This window comes from Amycolatopsis sp. CA-128772 (genome assembly GCF_002904295.1).
In the GTDB taxonomy this organism is placed as follows: Bacteria; Actinomycetota; Actinomycetes; order Mycobacteriales; family Pseudonocardiaceae; genus Amycolatopsis.
In genome coordinates this window covers 132,603-152,017 of the sequence record NZ_PPHG01000018.1, presented here as the reverse complement: position 1 = coordinate 152,017, position 19,415 = coordinate 132,603, and the positions used below count along the sequence as shown (strand labels likewise).

At 73.0% G+C, this 19,415-nt stretch carries 19 protein-coding genes; 5 read left to right on the top strand and 14 right to left on the bottom strand.

The features are described from left to right. Positions 1–4: 4 nt before the first annotated feature. The 7 genes from C2L59_RS07560 to C2L59_RS07530 all read right to left on the bottom strand — a co-directional run bounded on the left by C2L59_RS07560 (position 5) and on the right by C2L59_RS07530 (position 8,869). Positions 5–826: an ABC transporter permease gene (locus C2L59_RS07560; protein ID WP_103348778.1), complete on the bottom strand. Its 822-nt coding sequence runs from the start codon at positions 824–826 to the stop codon at positions 5–7. After that, on the bottom strand, positions 826–1,629 hold the full coding sequence (locus C2L59_RS07555; protein ID WP_103348777.1) for an ABC transporter permease: 804 nt from the start codon (positions 1,627–1,629) through the stop codon (positions 826–828). Before C2L59_RS07555 ends, C2L59_RS07560 begins: the two co-directional genes overlap by 1 nt. Then, positions 1,629–2,585, bottom strand: coding sequence for an ABC transporter ATP-binding protein (locus C2L59_RS07550; protein ID WP_103348776.1), 957 nt, complete (start codon positions 2,583–2,585; stop codon positions 1,629–1,631). The genes C2L59_RS07555 and C2L59_RS07550 overlap by 1 nt, the downstream gene beginning before the upstream one ends. Positions 2,586–2,615: 30 nt before the next feature. Further along, positions 2,616–5,906: a phosphodiester glycosidase family protein gene (locus C2L59_RS07545; RefSeq protein ID WP_370444721.1), complete on the bottom strand. Its 3,291-nt coding sequence runs from the start codon at positions 5,904–5,906 to the stop codon at positions 2,616–2,618. Positions 5,907–6,017: 111 nt separating this feature from the next. Then, positions 6,018–6,737 carry a maleylpyruvate isomerase family mycothiol-dependent enzyme gene (locus tag C2L59_RS07540; protein WP_103348775.1) on the bottom strand — a complete coding sequence of 240 codons (720 nt, stop codon included), beginning with the start codon at positions 6,735–6,737 and terminating at the stop codon, positions 6,018–6,020. A gap of 58 nt (positions 6,738–6,795) precedes the next feature. Then, positions 6,796–7,206 carry a nucleoside-diphosphate kinase gene (ndk, locus tag C2L59_RS07535; protein WP_103348774.1) on the bottom strand — a complete coding sequence of 137 codons (411 nt, stop codon included), beginning with the start codon at positions 7,204–7,206 and terminating at the stop codon, positions 6,796–6,798. A 58-nt stretch (positions 7,207–7,264) separates the two neighbouring features. Next, entirely contained in the window at positions 7,265–8,869 is a 1,605-nt protein-coding gene (locus C2L59_RS07530) for an alkaline phosphatase (protein WP_103348773.1), read from the bottom strand. Positions 8,870–8,993: 124 nt separating this feature from the next. On the opposite strand from C2L59_RS07530, the gene C2L59_RS07525 reads away from it, so the two are divergent. Beyond that, positions 8,994–11,351 (top strand): penicillin acylase family protein, encoded by a 2,358-nt coding sequence (locus tag C2L59_RS07525; RefSeq protein WP_103348772.1) that lies wholly within the window; start codon positions 8,994–8,996, stop codon positions 11,349–11,351. A gap of 23 nt (positions 11,352–11,374) precedes the next feature. Here C2L59_RS07525 and C2L59_RS07520 read toward each other — a convergent pair whose 3' ends face one another. Beyond that, positions 11,375–11,944 carry a TetR family transcriptional regulator gene (locus tag C2L59_RS07520; protein ID WP_103348771.1) on the bottom strand — a complete coding sequence of 190 codons (570 nt, stop codon included), beginning with the start codon at positions 11,942–11,944 and terminating at the stop codon, positions 11,375–11,377. Between the two features lie 85 nt (positions 11,945–12,029). On the opposite strand from C2L59_RS07520, the gene C2L59_RS07515 reads away from it, so the two are divergent. From C2L59_RS07515 to C2L59_RS07505, 3 genes are read left to right on the top strand one after another with little or no spacing between them, the layout of a single operon-like run. Beyond that, a complete protein-coding gene (locus tag C2L59_RS07515; RefSeq protein ID WP_103348770.1) occupies positions 12,030–12,923 on the top strand; it encodes an SDR family oxidoreductase in 894 nt (297 codons plus the stop codon). Positions 12,924–12,957: 34 nt separating this feature from the next. Then, on the top strand, positions 12,958–13,803 hold the full coding sequence (locus C2L59_RS07510) for a hypothetical protein (RefSeq protein ID WP_146060287.1): 846 nt from the start codon (positions 12,958–12,960) through the stop codon (positions 13,801–13,803). Continuing rightward, the gene (locus C2L59_RS07505) at positions 13,800–14,102 is read left to right on the top strand and encodes a helix-turn-helix transcriptional regulator (RefSeq protein ID WP_103348768.1); all 303 of its coding nucleotides are present in this window, start codon (positions 13,800–13,802) and stop codon (positions 14,100–14,102) included. The genes C2L59_RS07510 and C2L59_RS07505 overlap by 4 nt, the downstream gene beginning before the upstream one ends. On the opposite strand, the gene C2L59_RS07500 is transcribed toward C2L59_RS07505, so the two are convergent. Genes C2L59_RS07500 through C2L59_RS07485 form a run of 4 tightly spaced genes read right to left on the bottom strand, consistent with a single transcriptional unit; the run spans position 14,071 to position 17,101 of the window. Continuing rightward, positions 14,071–14,406 carry a hypothetical protein gene (locus C2L59_RS07500; RefSeq protein WP_103348767.1) on the bottom strand — a complete coding sequence of 112 codons (336 nt, stop codon included), beginning with the start codon at positions 14,404–14,406 and terminating at the stop codon, positions 14,071–14,073. The genes C2L59_RS07505 and C2L59_RS07500 overlap by 32 nt on opposite strands. A gap of 13 nt (positions 14,407–14,419) precedes the next feature. Further along, on the bottom strand, positions 14,420–15,010 hold the full coding sequence (locus C2L59_RS07495) for a hypothetical protein (RefSeq protein ID WP_103348766.1): 591 nt from the start codon (positions 15,008–15,010) through the stop codon (positions 14,420–14,422). 40 nt (positions 15,011–15,050) lie between these two features. Then, on the bottom strand, positions 15,051–15,407 hold the full coding sequence (locus C2L59_RS07490) for a DUF4233 domain-containing protein (RefSeq protein WP_199198968.1): 357 nt from the start codon (positions 15,405–15,407) through the stop codon (positions 15,051–15,053). Positions 15,408–15,445: 38 nt separating this feature from the next. After that, entirely contained in the window at positions 15,446–17,101 is a 1,656-nt protein-coding gene (locus C2L59_RS07485) for a folylpolyglutamate synthase/dihydrofolate synthase family protein (protein WP_103348764.1), read from the bottom strand. 74 nt (positions 17,102–17,175) lie between these two features. On the opposite strand from C2L59_RS07485, the gene C2L59_RS07480 reads away from it, so the two are divergent. Then, the gene (locus C2L59_RS07480) at positions 17,176–17,811 is read left to right on the top strand and encodes a class I SAM-dependent methyltransferase (RefSeq protein ID WP_103348763.1); all 636 of its coding nucleotides are present in this window, start codon (positions 17,176–17,178) and stop codon (positions 17,809–17,811) included. 18 nt (positions 17,812–17,829) lie between these two features. Here the strand turns inward: C2L59_RS07480 and C2L59_RS07475 are convergent, their stop codons facing one another. Beyond that, the gene (locus C2L59_RS07475; protein WP_103348762.1) at positions 17,830–18,606 is read right to left on the bottom strand and encodes an alpha/beta fold hydrolase; all 777 of its coding nucleotides are present in this window, start codon (positions 18,604–18,606) and stop codon (positions 17,830–17,832) included. Between the two features lie 13 nt (positions 18,607–18,619). Further along, positions 18,620–19,381 (bottom strand): alpha/beta fold hydrolase, encoded by a 762-nt coding sequence (locus tag C2L59_RS07470; RefSeq protein ID WP_103348761.1) that lies wholly within the window; start codon positions 19,379–19,381, stop codon positions 18,620–18,622. Between the last annotated feature and the right edge of the window lie 34 nt (positions 19,382–19,415).

Genomic DNA, 19,415 nt, shown 5'->3' with positions numbered 1-19,415 from the left:
GCCGTCACGTCAGGAGCAGCTTCGCGATCCGCCGCGTCGAGGCCCAGAGCCCCACCGCGCCCAGCACCAGCAGGTAGGCCAGGTTGACCAGCATGCCGCCGGAGAGGATGCCGGTCGCCAGGCCGCGCATCAGCTCGATCGCGTGGTAGAGCGGCAGGCAGCGGACCACCCACTGCAGCGGCTCGGGGTAGACCGACAGCGGGAAGAACGTCGTCGCGAAGAGGAACATCGGGGTCAGGCCCAGCTGGATGTAGTCGAACTGGGCGGTCGACCGCAGGAACGTCACCAGGGCCATGCCGATCGCCGAGAACGCCAGGCCCACCAGCAGCGCGGCCGGGACCATCAGCAGCGCCCACCACGACGCGAGCAGGCCCATCGCCGCCGCGATCGCCAGGAACGCCACCGCGTAGATGCCGCCGCGGGTGATCGCCCAGCCGATCTCGCCGAGGGCCACGTCGAGCGGGCCGATCGGGGTGGCCAGCATGGCGTCGTACAGCTTGGCGTAGCGCAGTTTGAAGAACAGGTTGTAGGTCGACTCGAAGACGGCGCCGTTCATCGCCGACGTCGCCAGCAGTGCGGGCGCCACGAAGGCGACGTAGCTCATCGGCTGCCCGCCGGGGCCGGTCACCTCGGTGACCAGCCGGCCGAAGCCTAGCTGGAACGCCAGCAGGTAGAGGAACGGCTCGACCGCGCCGGACAGGAAGATCAGCCAGCTGCCGCGGTACACCATGACCGAGCGTTCGACGAGCATGCGCGCGCGGCCCGCGTACAGCCCGGGCGGCAGCACGCGGAAGAGCAGCCCGGCACGGGTTTCGACGGTCGCCATCAGACCACCAGCCTCCGGTAGAAGGCCCGGTGCGCGAGCACCCACCCGGCCGCGAACAGCCCCGCCAGCACGGCGAAGTGGCCGAGCAGCGCCCAGCCGCCGACCCCGCCGATGCCGAGGCCGCGGGCCAGCTGCGTGCCGTGCCACAGCGGGGAGATCCAGGCCAGCCAGCGGATCGCGGCCGGCAGCTGGGAGATCGGGAAGAACGTGCCGGAGAACAACGTCATCGGCATCACGACGAAGCGGAAGATCAGGCCGAACCGCTGGCCTTCGTCGAAGGTGCGGGCGGCCAGCGCGGCCATCGGCGTGGTGCAGGCCAGCCCGGTGATCGTGCCCGCCAGGACGACCAGCAGCACGCCCGGCCCGGTCCAGGCGCCGAAGAACAGCGCGACGAGGGCGTAGATCGCGCCCGCGAGGGTCAGCCGCAGGGCCGACCAGATCAGGTGGCCGCCGAAGACCTGGCCCGGCGACACCGGGGTGGCGGTGACGGCCAGGTAGTCCTTCTGCCACTTGAAGCCGGACAGCACGGGGTAGCTGGACTCGCCGACGGCCTGCTGCGCGGCCCCGGCGGCCAGCAGCGCGGGGGCGATGTACTGCAGGTAGGACAGGCCGCCGGTGACCGCGCCGGGCCGCACCTGCGAACCGAAGCCGAGCCCCATCGCGGCGAGGAAGAGCACCGGCTGGAGGCCGGTGGAGTACAAAGTGGACACCCAGTGGCGGCGGTACCAGGTCCAGTAGCCCTCGACGCGCAGCCAGGCGCCGTGCCACTTGCCGACCACGCGGCCGGTCGCGATCGTCGCCATCAGTCCACCAGCGTCCGGCCGGTCAGCCTCAGGAACACGTCCTCCAGCGAGCTCCGGCGCACGAGGCTCGACAACGGCCGCACCCCGCGGGAATGGGTGTGCTCGAGGGTGTCCTCGCCGTCGTCGCTGTACATGAGCACCCGGTCCGGGAGCACCTCCACGCGCTCCGCGAGCCCCTCGACCTGCTGGGCCGCCGCGACCTGCTCGCCCGGGGCGAACCGCAGCTCGACCACCTCGCGCGTCGAATACCGCCGGATCAGCTCGGCCGGCGAACCCTCCGCCGCGATGCGGCCGTGGTCCATCACCACCAGCCTGTCGCACAGCTGCTCGGCTTCGTCCATGTAGTGGGTGGTGACGATCAGCGTCGTGCCCTGGGCCTTGAGCCGGAAGAGGCGGTCCCACAGCAGGTGGCGGGCCTGCGGGTCGAGCCCCGTCGTCGGCTCGTCGAGCAGGAGCAGCTCCGGGTCGTTGACCAGCGACCGCGCGATCGTCAGCCGCCGTTTCATGCCGCCCGAGAGCGGGTCGACCTTGTCGTCGGCCCGGTCACCCAGCTGGGCGAACTCCAGCAGCTCCTCGGCCTTGCGCCGGGCCGCCGCCCGGGACAGCCCGAAGTAGCGGCCGTAGATCAGCAGGTTCTCCCGGACCGTCAGCTCGACGTCCAGGTTGTCCTGCTGCGGCACCACGCCCAGCCGCGCGCGGATCCGCGGCCCGGCGGCCTCCGGGTCCAGCCCGAGCACGCGCAGGTCGCCGTCGGTGCGGGGCGAGACGCACGCGATCATCCGCATGGTCGACGACTTGCCCGCGCCGTTCGGGCCGAGGAAGCCGAACGCCTCCCCGCGCCGCACCTCGACGTCGATCCCGCGCACGGCCTCGAACTCGCCGAAGCGCTTCACCAGGGCCTTGGCCTGCACCAAAGCCGGTTCCCGGTCCTCCGAATCGTCCACGCTCCGCACCATAGAACCCACCACCGACAAAAACCGAGCGGATTAACCGCGGACCGTCACCACCAGAGTCTGCGAGACCCCGTTTACCTGCACCGACAGCCGCGCCACCCCGGGCCGCAACGCCGTCAGCACGCCCGAAGCCGGGTCGAACGCCACGACGCCCCGGCCGACCTGCCAGTCCGCGCTCACCGGGTAGGACACCGGCACGTCCCGCGTCCCCTGCCGCACCGAAGCGCGCACCTGCGCGCGCTCGCCGGGCGCCAGCGACGACGGCCCGGTCAGCGTCAGCGAGTCGACGTTCGGCCGCGTCTCGAACCGCACCGGCTCGGCGCGGTCGGCCGGGTCCACGCGCAGCAGCGTCCAGCCGACGAACCCGCCGTCGCCCGGCGCGGCCGCCGGTGCCTTGCCCGCATTGCCGTTGACCAGGTACGGCACCCCGTCGACCCGGGACAGCGAGAACACCCCGGCGTGCGATGCGACGGCGGCGGCCGGCTTGCCGGAGGACTGCTCGAACCCGGTCAGCCACCGGGTCAGCAGCGTGGCCTCCTTCCGGTCGCCGAGCTGCGAGTTCCCGGTCGGGCCCGGGTCCTGCACCGGGTGGTGCATGGCGACGACGACCCCGCGGACCGACCGGTCGGCGGCGGCCGAGTCGAGGGCCGACCGCAGCAGCCGGACCTGGTCGAACCCGCCCGCCCGCAGCGAACCGCGGGAGGAGTCCAGGAGCACCAGCCGGATGCCGTGCACGTCGACGACCCGGTGCGTGACGCCGAACGCGGCCTGGAAGTTCGCCAGGCCGTTGCCGCCTTCGGCCTCGTGGTTGCCCGGCACGTAGTACCAGGGCACCTTGCCGTCGAGCTCGTCGGTGATCACCCGCCGGGCCAGCACGAAGTCGGGTGCCGTGCCGCGGTCGACGAAGTCGCCGTTGAGCAGTACGAGGTCCGGTTTCGCCGCGACGGCTTCGCGCAGCGCGCGCCGGGCCTGCGCGACCAGCGGCCCCGCCGGGTCGTCCGCGGTGAACTGCGCGTCGCTGACCACCGCGACGCGCAGGCCGCCGGCCAGGACGCCGTCCGTGACCAGCGCCGGGTCGTGCGGGGCGGGGTCGGCGGGCACGGTCGTCGACGGCGCCACCTCGAACGTCAGGTCGTCGAATCCGAGCCGGCCTTCGTACTGCTGGTCGGGCACGTTCTCGACGGCGTAGAAGCGCGCCAGGCGCTGGCCCGCGGGCAGCCCGGCCGGGACCGCCGCGGTGACGTACCGCCAGCCCGTCCAGTCGACGCTCAGCGACAGGTCCACAATGGACGCCACGTTCGCCGCGTCGCGCAGTTCCGCCCGCAGCCACGCGCCCTTGCCGTCACCGTCCACCCACAGCCCGATCTTCTGCGTGCCGTCCGGGACCGGCAGCGGATTCGACGGCGTCACGTAGGCCGCGCGCGTGGCCGTCGTGCCGGTGAGCCGGTAGTCCAGCGCGAGCCCGGCGCCGCCGTCGCGGCCGGGTGCCGCCGACAGCGCCGCGCCGACGACCGCCGGGAACACCGTCGCCGTCCAGCCGGCCGGACCGTCCAGCGGCGACGCGATCCGCGCCACGGTGCCGACCGAGGCGGCCAGGTGCGTGGTCAGGCCGGCCGCCGAGGCGGTGATCGCCGCGGCACCGGACGCGGTCAGCGCCGTCACCGCGTACCCGTCCCCCGACGGCTCGATCCGGACGACCGAGTGGTCGTAGTCCAGCTTGACGTCGTCGGGTTCGAGCCAGGTGCCGTAGCCGTCGGCGTCGTAGCCGTAGACCTCGAACATGCTCTTCGCGCCCACGCCCGACAGCGCGACCTGCTCGGTGCTGGTGCCGAGCCGGACCGGCTTGCCCAGCACCGAAAGCGCCGTCTTCCCGGACGCCCGGCCGGAGCGCGCGACGACCTCGACGGACCCCGCGCGGTGGCCGGTGACGACCCCGTGCGTAACGGTGGCCCGCCGGAGATCCGACGTGCTCCAGCGCGGGTCGGCGGCGACCGCGGCGCCGGTCTCGTCGTGGCCGTCGGCGACCAGGTGCCGGGTCAGCCCGGACAGCACGCGGTCCGCGCCGTCCGCCGCCACCGCGGGCGCCGGCGCGAAGCCGGCCAGCCGGCCGCTGCCGGGCACGGTCGTGAAGCCGATTCCGTTGGGCACCAGGCGTTCCCCGCCGTCGGACGGCGAATTCCGGACGCTCGGCGCCGCTTCGCCCTCGGTGCGGGCGAGGAGCGTCGACGAGCCGCCGCCGTCGAGGTTGATCGCGTCGTCGGCGCCGAGGCTCTTCATGTGCCGGGCCAGTTCGAGCTCGGTCATCCCGCGGCTGTCGGCCTGCCGTCCGTCCACGGTGGCCAGCCACATCCGCCGGCCGTCGGCGGAGAAGCCGACCGCGGTCCGCGGGTGCATGGCGACGTCGTCGACCGGCTGCACGACACCGTCCCGGAGCAGGATTTCGTTGCCGCCCACCGCGACCGCGATCTTCCCCGCGTCCGAGCGCGGCGCGTAGGTGACGCCGACCGCGTCACCCGGCTGCAGCCCGGCGAGCGCGTCCGCGCCGGCTTCGCGGGCCAGCAGGACGGTCGTCCCGGCCGCGATCGGGCCGTCGGCGGGCTGCTCGCGCACGGCGGTGACCACGCCGTCGCGCAGTTCGGCTTCGCGCACCCGGGAGGCACCCGCGACCGACGTCCGGCGGTCCGAGGCGCCCCACAACGGTGTGTAGACGCCGATCGCGTCCACCCCCAGGACCGGGCTGTTGAAGTTGGTCGCCCGCACGACGCCGCCGGGCAGCGTCACGGTGGCGTCGAGGAAGACGGAGGCCAAAGCGGCCTTGCCGGCGTCGGTGATCGACGCGGTGAGGTTGTGCCCGGCGGCGGGCGCGGCCTGCAGCTGCCCGCGGTCGATGCCGACGCCGATCGGCGCGCCGGTGGCGCTGATGTCGAAGAAGTCGCCGTTGACGCCGGCCACCGCGCCCGTCCGCGCAAGCTGCTGCGACAGGGGCGTGCGCGCGGAGACCGTGCCGGGGCTCAGGTACGCCGGCTTGAGGACCTTGCCGCCCAGGTCGACGGCGAGGGTGTCGCCGCGGATCCAGCCGGCCGGGTCGAACCGGTCGAACTGGGTGAGGTTCAGCCCGGGGGCGACCTCGGTGGTGGCGCTGCCGGTGACCAGGCCGTCGTCGGGGTTCGCGGCGGCGAAGGCCGGCCCTTCGCGGGCCGACGACGCGGCGGGCGCGGCCTCGACCGGCGGGGTGCCGAGCGGCGCTTTCAGGGGATCGGCGGGGACGGCGAATGCCGTCGCGAAGAGGGCGATGAACGGCAGCGCTATGCGTGACTTCTTCACCAGGTACCCCAGTATCGAGTGAGAGTGAGCCACATCAGCACAGCGCAGCGGCACGGCCGGGGGAAGGCTTCCCGGTGAACGCCGCCTGAATGGTCTAGAACAGCTACCGGGTCAGGCCGTGAAGGGCGCCTCGAGGAACCGGACGGCGAGCGCGGTGTCGCCGCCGAACCGCGGCGGCGTGGCCGTCCGCTTCCAGAGGCGCAGCACGAGATCCCGCGCCGGCGCCTCGGCGGTCGCGGCGGGCTCGACGGCCGGACCGAGGGCCGGCGGCTGCCCCGGGTGCAGCGTCCAGGCGTCGCCGGTGTCGGTGGCGCGCAGCACGAGTGGCGCGGCCAGCGACGGCGCGGAGTGCCAGCGGGTGACGCGCGGGAGCCAGGCGGTCAGGACCTCGTCGACCCCGTCCGCGGCGACGGCCGGGTCGAGCACGTGCCCGCTCCCCGAGTCGGCCAGGTGGACGGCGGTCTCGTGGACCTGGCGGCGGTACCAGAACGCCTTCGTCTTTTCCGTGCCGCCGAAGTGCCAGCACGGGTCCGCGGGCTCGGCGGCCTGCAGCTCGCCGAGCAGGAGCTGCGCACTTTCGGCGTACCACGCCACGAGGTCGTCGCCCGCCCCGGCGGCGAAGTCCTGCGGCTGGACTTCGCCGGTGCGGACGACCGTCGCGGCCCAGCGGTGCACGTTGCCCAGGTGCGTCGCGAGGTCGGCGACGGTCCAGCCGGCGCAGTCGGGTACCGCCGCGGCCGGGTCGGCCGTGCGCAGCGCCTCGGTGAACGCGCCGGTCAGCTCCGCGAGCACCGGGACGTAGTCACGCGGCGCGAACGGCATCGTCGTCATGGGCTCTCCGGGAACCAGGGAACCGGGGCCACGCGCACGTGACCCCGGTTCAGGAGCATCACAGGTCGGGGAACCAGAGCTTCAGCTCGCGCTCGGCCGACTCGGGCGAGTCCGAGCCGTGGACCAGGTTGTACTGGGTCTCCAGCGCGAAGTCGCCGCGGATGGTGCCCGGGGTGGCCTTCTCGACCGGGTCGGTGCCGCCGGCCAGCTGGCGGAACGCGGCGATGGCGCGCGGGCCCTCGATGGCGAGCGCGACCAGCGGGCCCGAGGTGATGAACTCCAGCAGGTCGCCGAAGAACGGCCGCTCCTTGTGCTCGGCGTAGTGCTCCTCGGCCAGCGCCTGCGGCACGGTCCGCAGCTCGAGCGCGGCGAGCTTGAGGCCCTTGCGCTCGATCCGCGAGATGACTTCGCCGACGAGGCCGCGCGCGACGCCATCGGGCTTGACCAGGACCAGCGTGCGTTCAGTCACGACGGTGTTTCTCCTAAATACGGTGGGTTTCGGTGCGCGAGAGCCTAGCCGACCCTGTTCAGCGGCCTTGCGGGTGCAGTGTCTTCGACCACAGCGACGCCCCGGTGGCGTCCCGCAGGTCCACCGTGAGGTCGCCGCTCGCGCCGTCGACGTTCAGCTCGCCGAAGTGCTGGAAGCCGTCGACCGGGGCCGTGTTCGCCACCGGCGGCGCGTGCACGAACACCGCTTCCGGGCCGAACGTCGGGTCCAGCGTGTTGGGCCCGAACGCGCCCGCATTCAGCGGCCCGGACACGAACTCCCAGAACGGATCGAAGTCCTGGAAGGCCGCCCGGTCGGGCGAGTAGCGGTGCGCCGCGGTGTAGTGGACGTCGGCGGTCAGCCACACGACGTTGCGGACGCGGCGGCGCTGGATTTCCCGCAGCACCCACGCCAGTTCGGTCTCGCGCCCGCCGGGCGCTCCGGGCAGGTTGTTCGCGACGGCTTCGATGTTCGCGCCGTCCGGGACGACCAGGCCGAGCGGCATGTCGGCCTGGACGATCTTCCACGTCGCGGTGCTGCGGCCGAGCGCGTCGGCCAGCCAGCGGGCCTGGGCGTCACCCAGGATGTAGCCCGGCTTGGTCTGTCCATCCATGCCCCCGCCGCCGCCCTCGACCGAGCCGCTGCGCGGCGCTGTGTTTTCCGGAGCGGTGTTGGCGTTGCGGTAGGTCCGCATGTCGAGCACGAAGATTTCGACCCGCGAACCGTAGGTGAAGCTGCGGTAGACGCGCCCGTCGACGGCCCGGCGCGGGTCGATCGGGTGCCACTCGTGGAACGCCTGGTACGCCCGCGGCGCGAGGACGTCGACGCGCTTCTCGGTGTAGGCCGGGTTGTCGAGGATCTTGCCCGGGTACCAGTTGTTCAGGACCTCGTGATCATCCCACTGGACATAAGCGGGCACCTGCGCGGCGAAGCGCTTGAAGTTGTCGTCGAGGCGGTTGTACGCGTGCTGGCCGCGGAACTCGTCCAACGTCTCGGCGACCTTGGACTTCTCCGGCGTGACGACGTTGCGCCAGGTCCGGCCGTCCGGCAGGGTGACCGTCTCGGTGAGGGGTCCGTCGGAGTACACCGTGTCGCCGCTGTGCAGGAACAGGTCCGGGCAGCGGGCGGCCATCGCGGAGAAGATCGTCATCCCGCCCAGGCCCGGGTTGATCCCCCAGTTCTGGCCGACGACGTCGCCCGACCACAGGATCCGCGCGTCGCGGCGGCCCACTGGCGCCGTGGCGAACCGGCCGGTCAACGGCTCGCTCGTGGCGCGGCCGTCGAGCGCCTCCGCCGTGACGCGGTAGTGGTACTCGGTGCCCGGCTGCAGCGCCGCGACGCGCACGCGGCCCGTGCCGCCGCTGTCCGGGCCGGCCAGCGGGCCGGGCACGCGGCGGGCGTGCCGGAACGACGGGTCGCGCGCGATCTCGACGACCAGGCGCGACGGGCGGTCCGCGCGGGACCAGACGATGGCCGAGCCCGGGGTGACGTCGCCGGACTGGACGCCGTGGGTGAGCACCGGCCGGTCGCGGCGGACGAGCGGGACCGCGGCGAACGCCGTGGACGGCAGCGCGAGCCCGGCCGCGACGGCGGAGGCGCCGGTCAGCCCGGCCTTGAAGAGGGTGCGGCGGGAGTGTTCGGTCATGCGCGGTTTCTATCCCGCCGCGGCCAACGCCGGTTTGCGCGCGGGTGAACGAATACCGGGGGTTTCCCCCATGTCCGGACGTCATCGCCGTCGGTAGCGTGGCGATCACGACAAGGGGGTACGAATGCCACACATCCGCAAGGCGCTGGCGGTTTTCGCGGCCGCGCTCTCCGTCACGGCCCTCGGCGCGGGGGGCGCGAACGCCGGAGAGGACCACGCGAAAGCTGTCCTGCGCTACACCGAACACGGCATCCCGCACATCGTCGCCCGGGACTTCGCGGGCCTCGGCTACGGCTACGGCTACGCGGCGGCGACCGACAACGTCTGCGAACTCGCGAAGATCTACGTCACGGTGAGCGCGCAGCGATCGCGGTACTTCGGCCCGGACGGCGAAGGCTATCCGTCGTTGTCCGAGGCGAAGAACAACCTGCACAGCGACCTGTTCTTCCAGCAGCTCAACGACTCCGGCGTGGTCGACCGGCTGGTCGCGCAACCCGCGCCGCAGGGGCCGCGGCCCGAGGTCCGGCAGGTCGTCTCCGGCTACGTCAAGGGGTTCAACACCTTCCTGGCCCGCACCGGCCGGTCCGGGATCACCGACCCGGCCTGCCGCGGCGCGGACTGGGTCCGGCCGATCACCGAACAGGACTTCTACCGCCACTTCTACTCGATCGCCGTCACCGGCGGCCTGGGCTTCGTCACCGAAGGGCTGTTCGCGGCACCGCCGTCCGGCACGGCGGCCGCGAGCCCGGGCCCGGCCGCGCAGCTGTCCGCGAGCCTGCGCGACGGGCTCGGCAAGGGCGGGCTCGGCAGCAACGGCATCGCCGTCGGCAGCGACGGGACCGCGGCGGGCCGGGGCAGCGTGCTGCTCGGCAACCCGCACTACCCGTGGCACGACGGGCGCCGGTTCTGGCAGAGCCAGCTGACCATCCCGGGCCGGGTCGACGTGGCCGGCGCGAGCCTGCTCGGCATGCCGTTCGTGATGATCGGGCACACCGCCGACGCGGCCTGGACGCACACGGTGTCCACGCCGGTCACGTTCGGCCTGTTCGAGGTGCCGCTGACGCCCGGCGACCCGACGACGTACCTCGTCGACGGCAAGGCCGAGAAGATGACCTCCCGTGACGTCACGGTCCAGGTGCGCCAGGCCGACGGCTCGCTGAAGCCGGTCCGCCGGACCTTCTGGGCGACGCGGTACGGGCCGGTGCTGAACGACGTCGGCGGGTTCGCGGTGCCGTGGACGGCGAAGTCGGCGTACGCGCTGCGCGACGCCAACGCGACCAACATGCGCGGGCTGAACACGTGGTTCGAGCTGGACCAGGCCCGCAGCACGGCCGACATCGTCCGCACGCTCAGCAGCACGCAGGGCGTGCCGTGGGTCAACACGATCGCCACCGACCGGGCGGGCAATGCGCTCTACGCCGACATCCAGGTCGTCCCGCACGTCACCGACGAACTGGCGAAGGCGTGCAGCACCCCGGTGGGCCGGGAGACGTTCGCCGCCGACGGACTGCCCATTCTGGACGGTGGGAAGTCGGCGTGCCGGTGGGGTTCCGACCCGGGTGCGCTGGAACCGGGGCTCTTCGCGCCGTCGAGGCTGCCGCAGCAGCAGCGCCGGGACTACGAGCTGAACACGAACGACAGCGCGTGGCTCGCGAACGCCCGCGCGCCGATCACCGGCTACCCGCGGATCGTCGGCGACCAGGCCACCGAACGCAACCCGCGCACCCGGGAAGCGTTGCTCACGGCCGAAAAGGGCGGGTTCAGCACGGATTCGATGAAGAAGGTGCTGTTCGCCGACCACAGCCTGATCGCCGATCTGGCGGCGGCGGACCTGGCGAAGCTGTGCGCGTCGTTCCCGGACGGGCAGGCGCCTTCGTCGGCCGGCCCGGTGCCGGTCGGCCCGGCCTGCGCCGCGCTGGCGAATTGGGACCACACGTATTCGCTCGACAGCCGGGGTTCGCTGCTGTTCCAGCGGTTCGCCATCCGGCTCGGCGGCTTGCCGCGCTTCAGCGTGCCGTTCGACCCGAAGGCGCCGTTGACCACGCCGAACACGCTCAACGTCGGCGACGCGGGCGTCCGGAAGGCGTTCGGGGACGCCCTCGTGGAGCTGCGCGCGGCGGGCCTGGCGCCCGACGCACGGCTGCGCGACGGCCAAGCGGTCACCCGCAACGGCGAGCGCATCCCCCTCCACGGCGCCCAGGGCTTCCTCGGGGTGCTCAATGTGATGACGCCGGTGTGGGACCCGGCGCGCGGCAACACCGAGGTCGTGCACGGGTCCAGCTTCATCCAGGTGGTGGGCTTCGGCGGGCGCGGGTGCCCGGACTCCTCGACGTTGCTGACGTACTCGCAGTCGGCCAACCCGGCGTCGCCGTACTTCAGCGACCAGACGAAGCTCTACAGCCGCGGCGAGTGGGTGAAGGGCCGGTTCTGCGAGGCCGACATCCTGCGCTCCCCCACGCTGCGGGTGGTCGTGCTGCGCTGAGGGGCCCCGGCGGAGGCGGGCACTCAGCCGCTCGCCTCCGCCGACAGCGCGCGCAGATCGGCGAACGCCTCGTCGAGGTGCTCGTCCAGGCTGCGCGCGGATTCCCGGATCCAGGCGCCGGCCGCGTGGTGGAAGGTGACCCAGCCGACGTGGGCGGCCAGCGCGGCGAGCCGGTCGCCGACGCCCCGCTCGCGCAGCGCCGCCGCCAGGGCGTCGGCCATCGCCGCGGCCTTGGCCAGGTCGCGCTCGCGCAACGCCGGGGTCGCGGCGATGACCGCGAGCCGCGGTTCGGCGAACGGCCGGTTCTGCTCGAGGATCTTCCCGGCCTTCCGGAAGGCGCGGAGCAGCACTTCGAGCGGCGACAAGCCCTCGGGAGCGTCGGCCACCGACCGGGTCAGGTCCGCGCGCAGGGCGGCTTCGCCGTCGAACAGCACTTCGCGCTTGTCCGGGAAGTGCCGGAAGAACGTGCGCTCGGTGACGCCGGCCCGGGCGGCGATTTCGGCCGTCGTCGTCCGGTCGAAACCCCGCTCTCCGTACAGCTCCAGGGCCGCCTGCTGGAGGCGGCGGCGCGCTTCTTCCCCGCTGCGTGGCACCGGGTCAGCTTACCCGTAACGCCAGTCACTGACATTACGAGCTACGGTTGTTGGTGTCAGTCACTGTCACTACCCGGGAGAGCCCATGCACGTCTTCGTCACCGGCGGTTCCGGCCTGACCGGCCCCGCCGTCGTCGCCGGGCTGATCGCGGCCGGCCACACCGTCACCGGCCTCGCTCGTTCGGACGCGGCCGCCGCCCGGCTGGAAGCGCTCGGCGCCACCCCGCACCCCGGCGCACTGGACGACCTCGGCAGCCTGCGCGCCGGCGCCGAAGCCGCCGACGGCGTCCTGCACATGGCCTTCGGCGGCGACTTCAGCGACCCGGACGACATGATGCGGCGGGACCGGACGGCGATCGAGGCGCTCGGCCACGCGCTGGAGCAGACCGGCAAACCGTTCGTCAGCACGTCCGGCACGCTGGTCATGCCCGCCGGCCGGGAGAGCACCGAGCAGGACGAGCCCGACGCGTCCGGGCTCGCCGCGTTCCGGATCGCCGGCGAACGGGCCTGCCTGGACTTCGCCGCTCGCGGCGTGCGCGCGAGCGTCGTCCGGCTCGCGCCGACCGTCCACGGCCCGGGCGACCACGGCTTCATCGGCATGCTCGTCGACACCGCGCGCAAGACCGGGAAATCGGCCTACGTCGGCGACGGCGGCAACCGCTGGCCTGCGGTGCACCGGCTCGACGCGGCGGTCCTGTTCCGCCTGGCCCTGGAGCAGGCGCCGGCCGGCAGCGTGCTGCACGGAGCCGCGGAGAACGTCCCGTTCCGGAGCATCGCCGAGACGATCGGGCGCGGCCTGGACCTGCCCGTGGTGTCGCTGACGCCGGACGAAGCGGCGGGCCACTACGCGAGCCCGTTCATGGCCACGGTCTACGGCTTCGACGCGCCCGTCTCCAGCGCCTTCACGCGGGAGCAGCTGGGCTGGTCACCGACGCAGCCGACCCTGCTCGACGACATCGAGCACGGCGACTACCTCTGAGCATTATATCCGGATATGCGGATATAGTGCGGGCATGCGTGTTCTCGTGGTGGGCCGGGGTCCGGTGGCCCGGGTGCTGGCAACATCGTTGGCCGAGGGTCACCAGGTCGGGCTCGCGGTGCGCGAACGGACGGCGGCGTCCCGGCTCGTCGGGACCCGCCGGCTCCGGAGGTCCGGGCAGGCCGGGCGGCGCGTCGAACTGACGACCGCCGGCGCAGGCTGGGACGTGGTGATCAGCACCGCCTCGCCCGCCTCGCCGGGCGTCGCCGAGCTGCTCGCGCAGCCGGCGGTCGTCGCGGCGGTCACGCAGGTGCCGTCGGAGGTCGAACTGCTTCGTGAGCTGGCGGGCGATCGGCCGTGGGGGCTGGTGGTTCCCGAGTTCTTCGCCGGCGGCGCCGATCCGACGTGGTGGTGGCCGCCGGCGCGGGTCCGGTTCACCGTCGCCGGTCCCGCGTCGTCTTCGCTGCGGTCCCTGTTCGCCCGGCCGCGGTGGTCGCGGACCGCCCCGCTCGCGGCTCCCCTGGTGTCCGCGGCGACGACGATGCCCGTCGTGGCCGGGCTGCACGCGGCGGGGTTCGACCTGCCGGCGACCCGCCGGTCGTCGCGGCAGCTCGCGGCGGCCGCGACCCAGGCCCGCACCGCGGTCGCGGCCGGGTACGGCGGCCGGAATCCGCGTCCGGTGCGCTCGCAAGGCGTGCTCGCGGCGCTGACCCTGCTGCCCCGGCTGGCCCCGTTCGACGTGCCGGGCTACCTCCGCGGCCACTTCGGCGGGCACGGGCCGCAGACGGTCCGGATGCTGCGGGACTGGGTCGACCTGGGCCGGCAGCACGGCCTGCCGACCGGGGAGCTCGAAGAGCTGCTGGAGCAGGTGCCCGCGTGATCCGGGACGCCCTCACCACCGCCCTGCCCGTGCTGCGGGCGCTCGGCGAAGCGACCCGGGTGCAGATCGTCGGCGTGTTCCTCGACCGCGGCGGGTCCGCCACGGTCGGCGAGGTCCAGGCGGCCCTGGGCCTGCCGCAGTCCACCGTGTCGCGGCACCTGCGGATCCTGCTCGACGCCCGCCTGCTGACCGTGAGCCGGTCGGGTCCGCACCGGATCTACCGCCTCGACGTACCGGCGGACGCCTTGGACGCGCTCGACGCCGTCATCACCGAGGTGCGGGCCTGCCAGCACCCGTGACGGGCTCTCCCGCGCACTGCCGGATCCTGACGGCCGTCAGCGGCCCGCCCAGCGCCGAGGTGAACACCTCCCGCACCGGCGCGGACGTCGCCACGCCGTGCAAGTCCGTGGGGAAGTGGCCGGCCACCAAGATCGGCTCCAGGACTCCGGCGACGGCCTCGGGGCACGATTCCAGGTAGTCGAACAGGCTCGGCCGGCGCATCCGCACGATGCTCCACAAGGCCAGCGGGTCCCGGCTCGGCGTATCCCCTTCGAGGGTGCGGACGCAGCGGAAAATGCTGTAAGCGAGGCGGTCGCGGACCACGCTCGCGAGCGCCTCACGGTCGAGGAGATCCCGGTCGGCAGGTGCATCGCCAGTCGACGTCGGAACCCGGCGGGTCGTCCTGAGCCACCTCGGCGACGACCGACGTGGTCGCCTGCACGTTCGGCGAGCTAGGGTTCCAGGCGACTTCGAGGTCGGCCACAGAGCCCTGCCGATACGTCGCCGGCTGCTGCAGCTCCGTTCCGGCGAGCCAGACGAGGTGGTCCGCGAATCCCTGTCCCGTCACCACCCCGTTCTGGTCAAGATCGGCGGCCCCTGTCCGCAACCCGTCGATCAGCCGCTCGGTGAGCAGTCCGCCGGACCACTCCGCCTCTGCCCGGACGTCCCGGTGGGCGCTGGTGGCTGCGACGGCGAGCGTCGTCGTCGAGGGACTCCGCCGGTTCTTCAAGGCCGCCATGAACAAGCCGGAACAGGAGAAGTCGAGAACGATCATCCGCCTGAGACACGGGCGGCCGATGTCCGGATCGCGAAGGACATCATAGAGCCCCTGGAAGTCGATTTGACTCCGGCCGGGCGTGCGGAACGACGGGGGTCGTACGAGGTGAAGGTGATGAGCAGGGCTTTCCTGGCCAAGGCTCGCTCCCATCGACGATTCCTTCAAGGAGTCGCACGACGGGAGCGAAATGTCACGGCTGGGGCTGCTGGCTCGCCAGCGTCCCCGCCGCCAGCCGGCGGGCGACGTCGCGGCGCAGCCACAGCAGCCAGGCCCAGACGGCCAGGAAGATGACCCCCAGCACGGCGATCGCGGGCAGCCAGACCACCAGCGCGATCAACACCACCTGCAGGCCGAGGATCACCGGCACCGCCCACGGGCGCTTGACGAACCCGCACGTGACGATCAGCAGGGCGGCCACCGCGATGACCGTCCAGCCGGTGCCCGTGGAGATTCCGCCGCCGAGCTTGTTCACCACCGGGAGGGCGAGGGCGACCGTGATCGCCTCCATGATCAGCGTCCCCGACATCACGCCGCGGAAGCCCTTCATCGGGTCCTTCGGCTTCGGCTTCTCCTGAGGCTGCGACGTCACGCGGGCTCCTTCCCGAACAGCGTGCGCGCCTCGCCCGCGGTGACCACCGAGCCGGTGACCAGCACGCCGCCGCCGGACAGGGACTCTTCGGGGTCGTCGTTGGTCTCCACCAGCGCGATCGCCGTCTCGATCGCCGTCTCCAGGTCCGTTTCGGCGACCACGCGGTCCTCGCCGAACACCGAGATCGCCAGCGCGTTGAGCTCTTCCAGCGGCATCGACCGCGGCGAGGAGTTGCGCGTCACGACGATGTCCGAGACCACCGGCTCGAGGGCGTCGAGGATGCCGTGGGCGTCCTTCTCGGCCATCACGCCGACCACCGCGACCAGGCGGCGGAAGGCGAACTCCTCGGACACCGTCGTCGCGAGCGCGCGGGCGCCGTGCGGGTTGTGCGCCGCGTCGAGCAGCACCGTCGGCGCCGAGCGGACGCGCTCGAGCCGGCCCGGCGTCTCGACCTCGGCGAACGCCTCGCGCACCGCCTCGACCACCAGCTGCTTGTCCTTGCCCGCGCCGAAGAACGCCTCGACCGCGGCCAGCGCCAGCGCGGCGTTCGCGGCCTGGTGGGCGCCGTGCAGCGGGAGGAAGATCTGGTCGTACACGCCGCCGAGGCCCTGCAGCTTCAGCAGCTGCCCGCCGACCGCGACCTCCTTCTCCAGCACGCCGAACTCGCTGCCCGCGCGCGCGACCGCGGCGTCGACCTCGACCGCGCGCTCCAGCAGCACCTTGAGCACCTCGGGGTCCTGCTCGGCGATCACCGCGACCGAGCCGGGCTTGATGATGCCCGCCTTTTCGCGCGCCGCGCTGACCGCGTCGGGCCCCAGGTACTCGACGTGGTCCAGGCCGATCGGGGTGATGACGGCGACGTCGGCGTCCGCGACGTTCGTGGCGTCCCAGGCGCCGCCCAGGCCCGCTTCGAGCACCGCGGCCTCGACCGGGGCGTCGGCGAACGCGGCGAACGCCATCCCGGTCAGGATCTCGAACTTGCTCAGCTCGACGCCGTCCGCCGAAGCACCGTCCACCATGGACACGTACGGCGCGATGTCGTGCCACAGCTCGGCGTAGCGCGTGGCGGAGATCGGCCGGCCGTCGAGCGCGATCCGCTCGGTGACCAGCTGCAGGTGCGGGCTCGTGTAGCGGCCGACGCGCAGGCCCATCCGGGTCAGCAGCGCGTCGATCATCCGGGCCGTCGAGCCTTTGCCGTTCGTGCCGGCGACGTGCAGCACCGGGTAGCCGCGGTTCGGCTCGCCCAGCAGCTGCGTCAGCGCGGAGATCCGGGTCAGCGACGGCTCGATCTTCGTCTCCGGCCAGCGCTGGTTCAGCTCGGCTTCGACGGCCATCAGCTCGCGGCGCGCCTCGGGGCCGTCCGGGTCGCCGTACTGGACTTGTTCGCCCTGGTCGTCGAGCTCGTGCAGCTCGGTGTCCCCGGGCACGGTGAGGTCGGGCACCGGGCCGGTGGCGAGGTTGTCGCCGAGCTGGCCGACACCGCCGATCCCGCCGCGCGAGCCGCCGCCGGCTTCGAACGCGGTGTCCCGGACGTCCAGCTCCGGGTCGTGGTCGTCGGACTCCTCGTAGCCCGACGTCCCCAGTTCGTCGACGCCCGCGAAACTGTCCAGATCCGACAGGTCCGGCCTGCGACCTGTCTCATCCTGCGGCACTGAATCTCCTCCGGCCTGGGGTTTTCGCACTTGCCTTCCGAGTCTACGTGCGTGACGAGTGGCACTCTCGACGCATGCCGTTCAACCACAACGACCACTACCACCCGCTGCTGCTGGACCTGCTGCCGCCGGGACCGGGGATCGCGCTGGACGTCGGCTGCGGCACCGGCCGGTTCGCCCGGCGGCTGGCCGCGACCGGCATGGCGGTGGAGGCGCTCGACGTCTCGGCGGCGATGGTGGCGGCGGCGGCCGGACTGGGTTCGCCGGGGCCGGGCGAGATCGTCTACCGGCAGGCCGACGTCACCACCGACCCCCTGCCCGAGGCGCACTACGACTACATCTCGTGCATCGCGTCGCTGCACCACCTGCCGTTCGGGACGGTCACCAAGCTGCGCCGCGCGCTGGTGCCGGGCGGGGTGCTCGCGGTGCTCGGCCTGGCCCGGCCGAGCACGCCGGTGGACTGGGCGCAGGCACTGGCCGCGGTCCCGGTCAACGCGCTCGCGCGGCTGATCGTCTACGCCGGCGAGCGGCTGAACGGCGGCCCCGAAGACGGTCCGAAGGCCCCCGTCTTCGACGACTACCCGACGCTGGCCGAGCTGCGCCGCGAGTCGGCCCGGCTGCTGCCCGGCAGCACGGTCCGGCCGTTGCTGTTCTGGCGCACCTTGATCACCTACCGTGAGCAGGGCGACGGCGACCCGGCCGACGGGTGAAGCCGGCCGCGGTGGTGCTCAGGGCGCGGCGCTGACGAAGTCCAGCACGAGCCGGGCGAACTCGTCCGGCAGCTCGGCCGGGGCGCCGTGCCCCGCGTCGATCTCGGCGGCGCGTGCGTCCGGGATCGCCGCGACCAGGGCACGGTGCTGGTCCGCGGTGACGATCCGGTCGTGCGCGCTGCCGAGCACCAGGACGGGCGCGGTGATCCGGCCGAGGACCGGCCGCAGGTCGACGGCCCGGTCCGCGGCGACCTGCCGGTCCGTGCCGGGCTGGATCACCGTTTCCAGGGTCTTGATCAGCTGTTCGTTGCTGTCGGCGGTGGCCTGGTCCCAGTAGCGCGGGCCGAACGCCATCAGCGGGAGCATCCGGGCGAAGGTGCCGGTGGCGAGCAGGTCGAGCCAGTAGCGGAATTCGGCGTCCTGGCGGGTGTCGGTGACCGGCCAGGCGGCGTGCAGGACCGCTTTCCGGACGCGGTCCGGGCGGGTACCGGCCAGGTGGGCGGCCACGACCGCGCCGAGCGAGTGCCCGGCGACGTGGGCGGTGGCGAAGCCGGCGTGGTCCAGGACGGCCTCGGCTTGGGCGGCGAGGGCTTCGACGGTGAGCGGGCCGCCGTCGTCGGTGGTCAGGCCGGAGCCGGGGAAGTCGGGGGCCAGGACGGTGAAGCCGGCCGCCTGCGCGGTCAGCGGCGCCCACTGTTCACGGGATGCGGCGGTGCCGTGCAGCAGGAGCAGGGCGGGGCCGTCGCCGGTGCGGTCGTAGTGGACGGTCGTCGCGCGTAGTGATACTTCGGGCATTCGTCGTGCTCCTTCAGGCGATTTCGCGGAGGGCGGCGGTGAACGCGCGCGGGTTTTCCTGGTGCGGGAGGTGACCGCAGCCGGCGAAGACGTGCACGCGGGCACCGGGTGTCTCGGCGGCGCAGCTGCGCGGCACATCGAGGGGGATTTCGGCGTCGAGCTCGCCGTGCAGGTAGGTGATCGGGGTCTTCAGGTCCTTGAGCCGCGGCCGGGGGTCGTAGGTGGTGCACTCGGTGAACAGGGCGTCGATGTAGACGCCGGAGTCGAGCAGCTGCCGGACGGTCCAGTCGACGAGCCCGCGCGCGGCGCCCGGGGCGAACCAGTTCGGCACCCAGCTCCCGAGGGTGCCGGCCCGGTCGTCGACGAGCCGCTGCCGCAGGTCCTGGACCTTTTCGAGCATGCCGGTGCTGGGCCAGTGTCCCGGGCTGTCGACCGCGACGACGTGGCCGACGAGACCGGGGCGCGCGAGCGCGAGTTCGGTGGCGAAAACGCCGCCGATGCTCGACCCGACGACGGTGGGCCTGATCTCGAGCGTCTCGATCACGGTGGCCAGGTCGGCGGCGATCCGGGCGATGGTGTTGCCGGCGGCGGGGTGGTCGGAGCGGCCGCACCCGCGCCAGTCGAGGGTGACGACACGGTGGTCACGCACGAGATCGGGCAGGCACGACTGCCAGACGCGGCCGCTGGTGCCCCAGCCGTGCACGAACAGCAGGGCGGGACCGGTGCCGGCGTCTTCGTAGTGGAGGCGGGTGTCGTCGACTTCCAAGAAGGGCATAGCTCGAGCTTGCTGCGCGGCTTCCCGCGTTTCG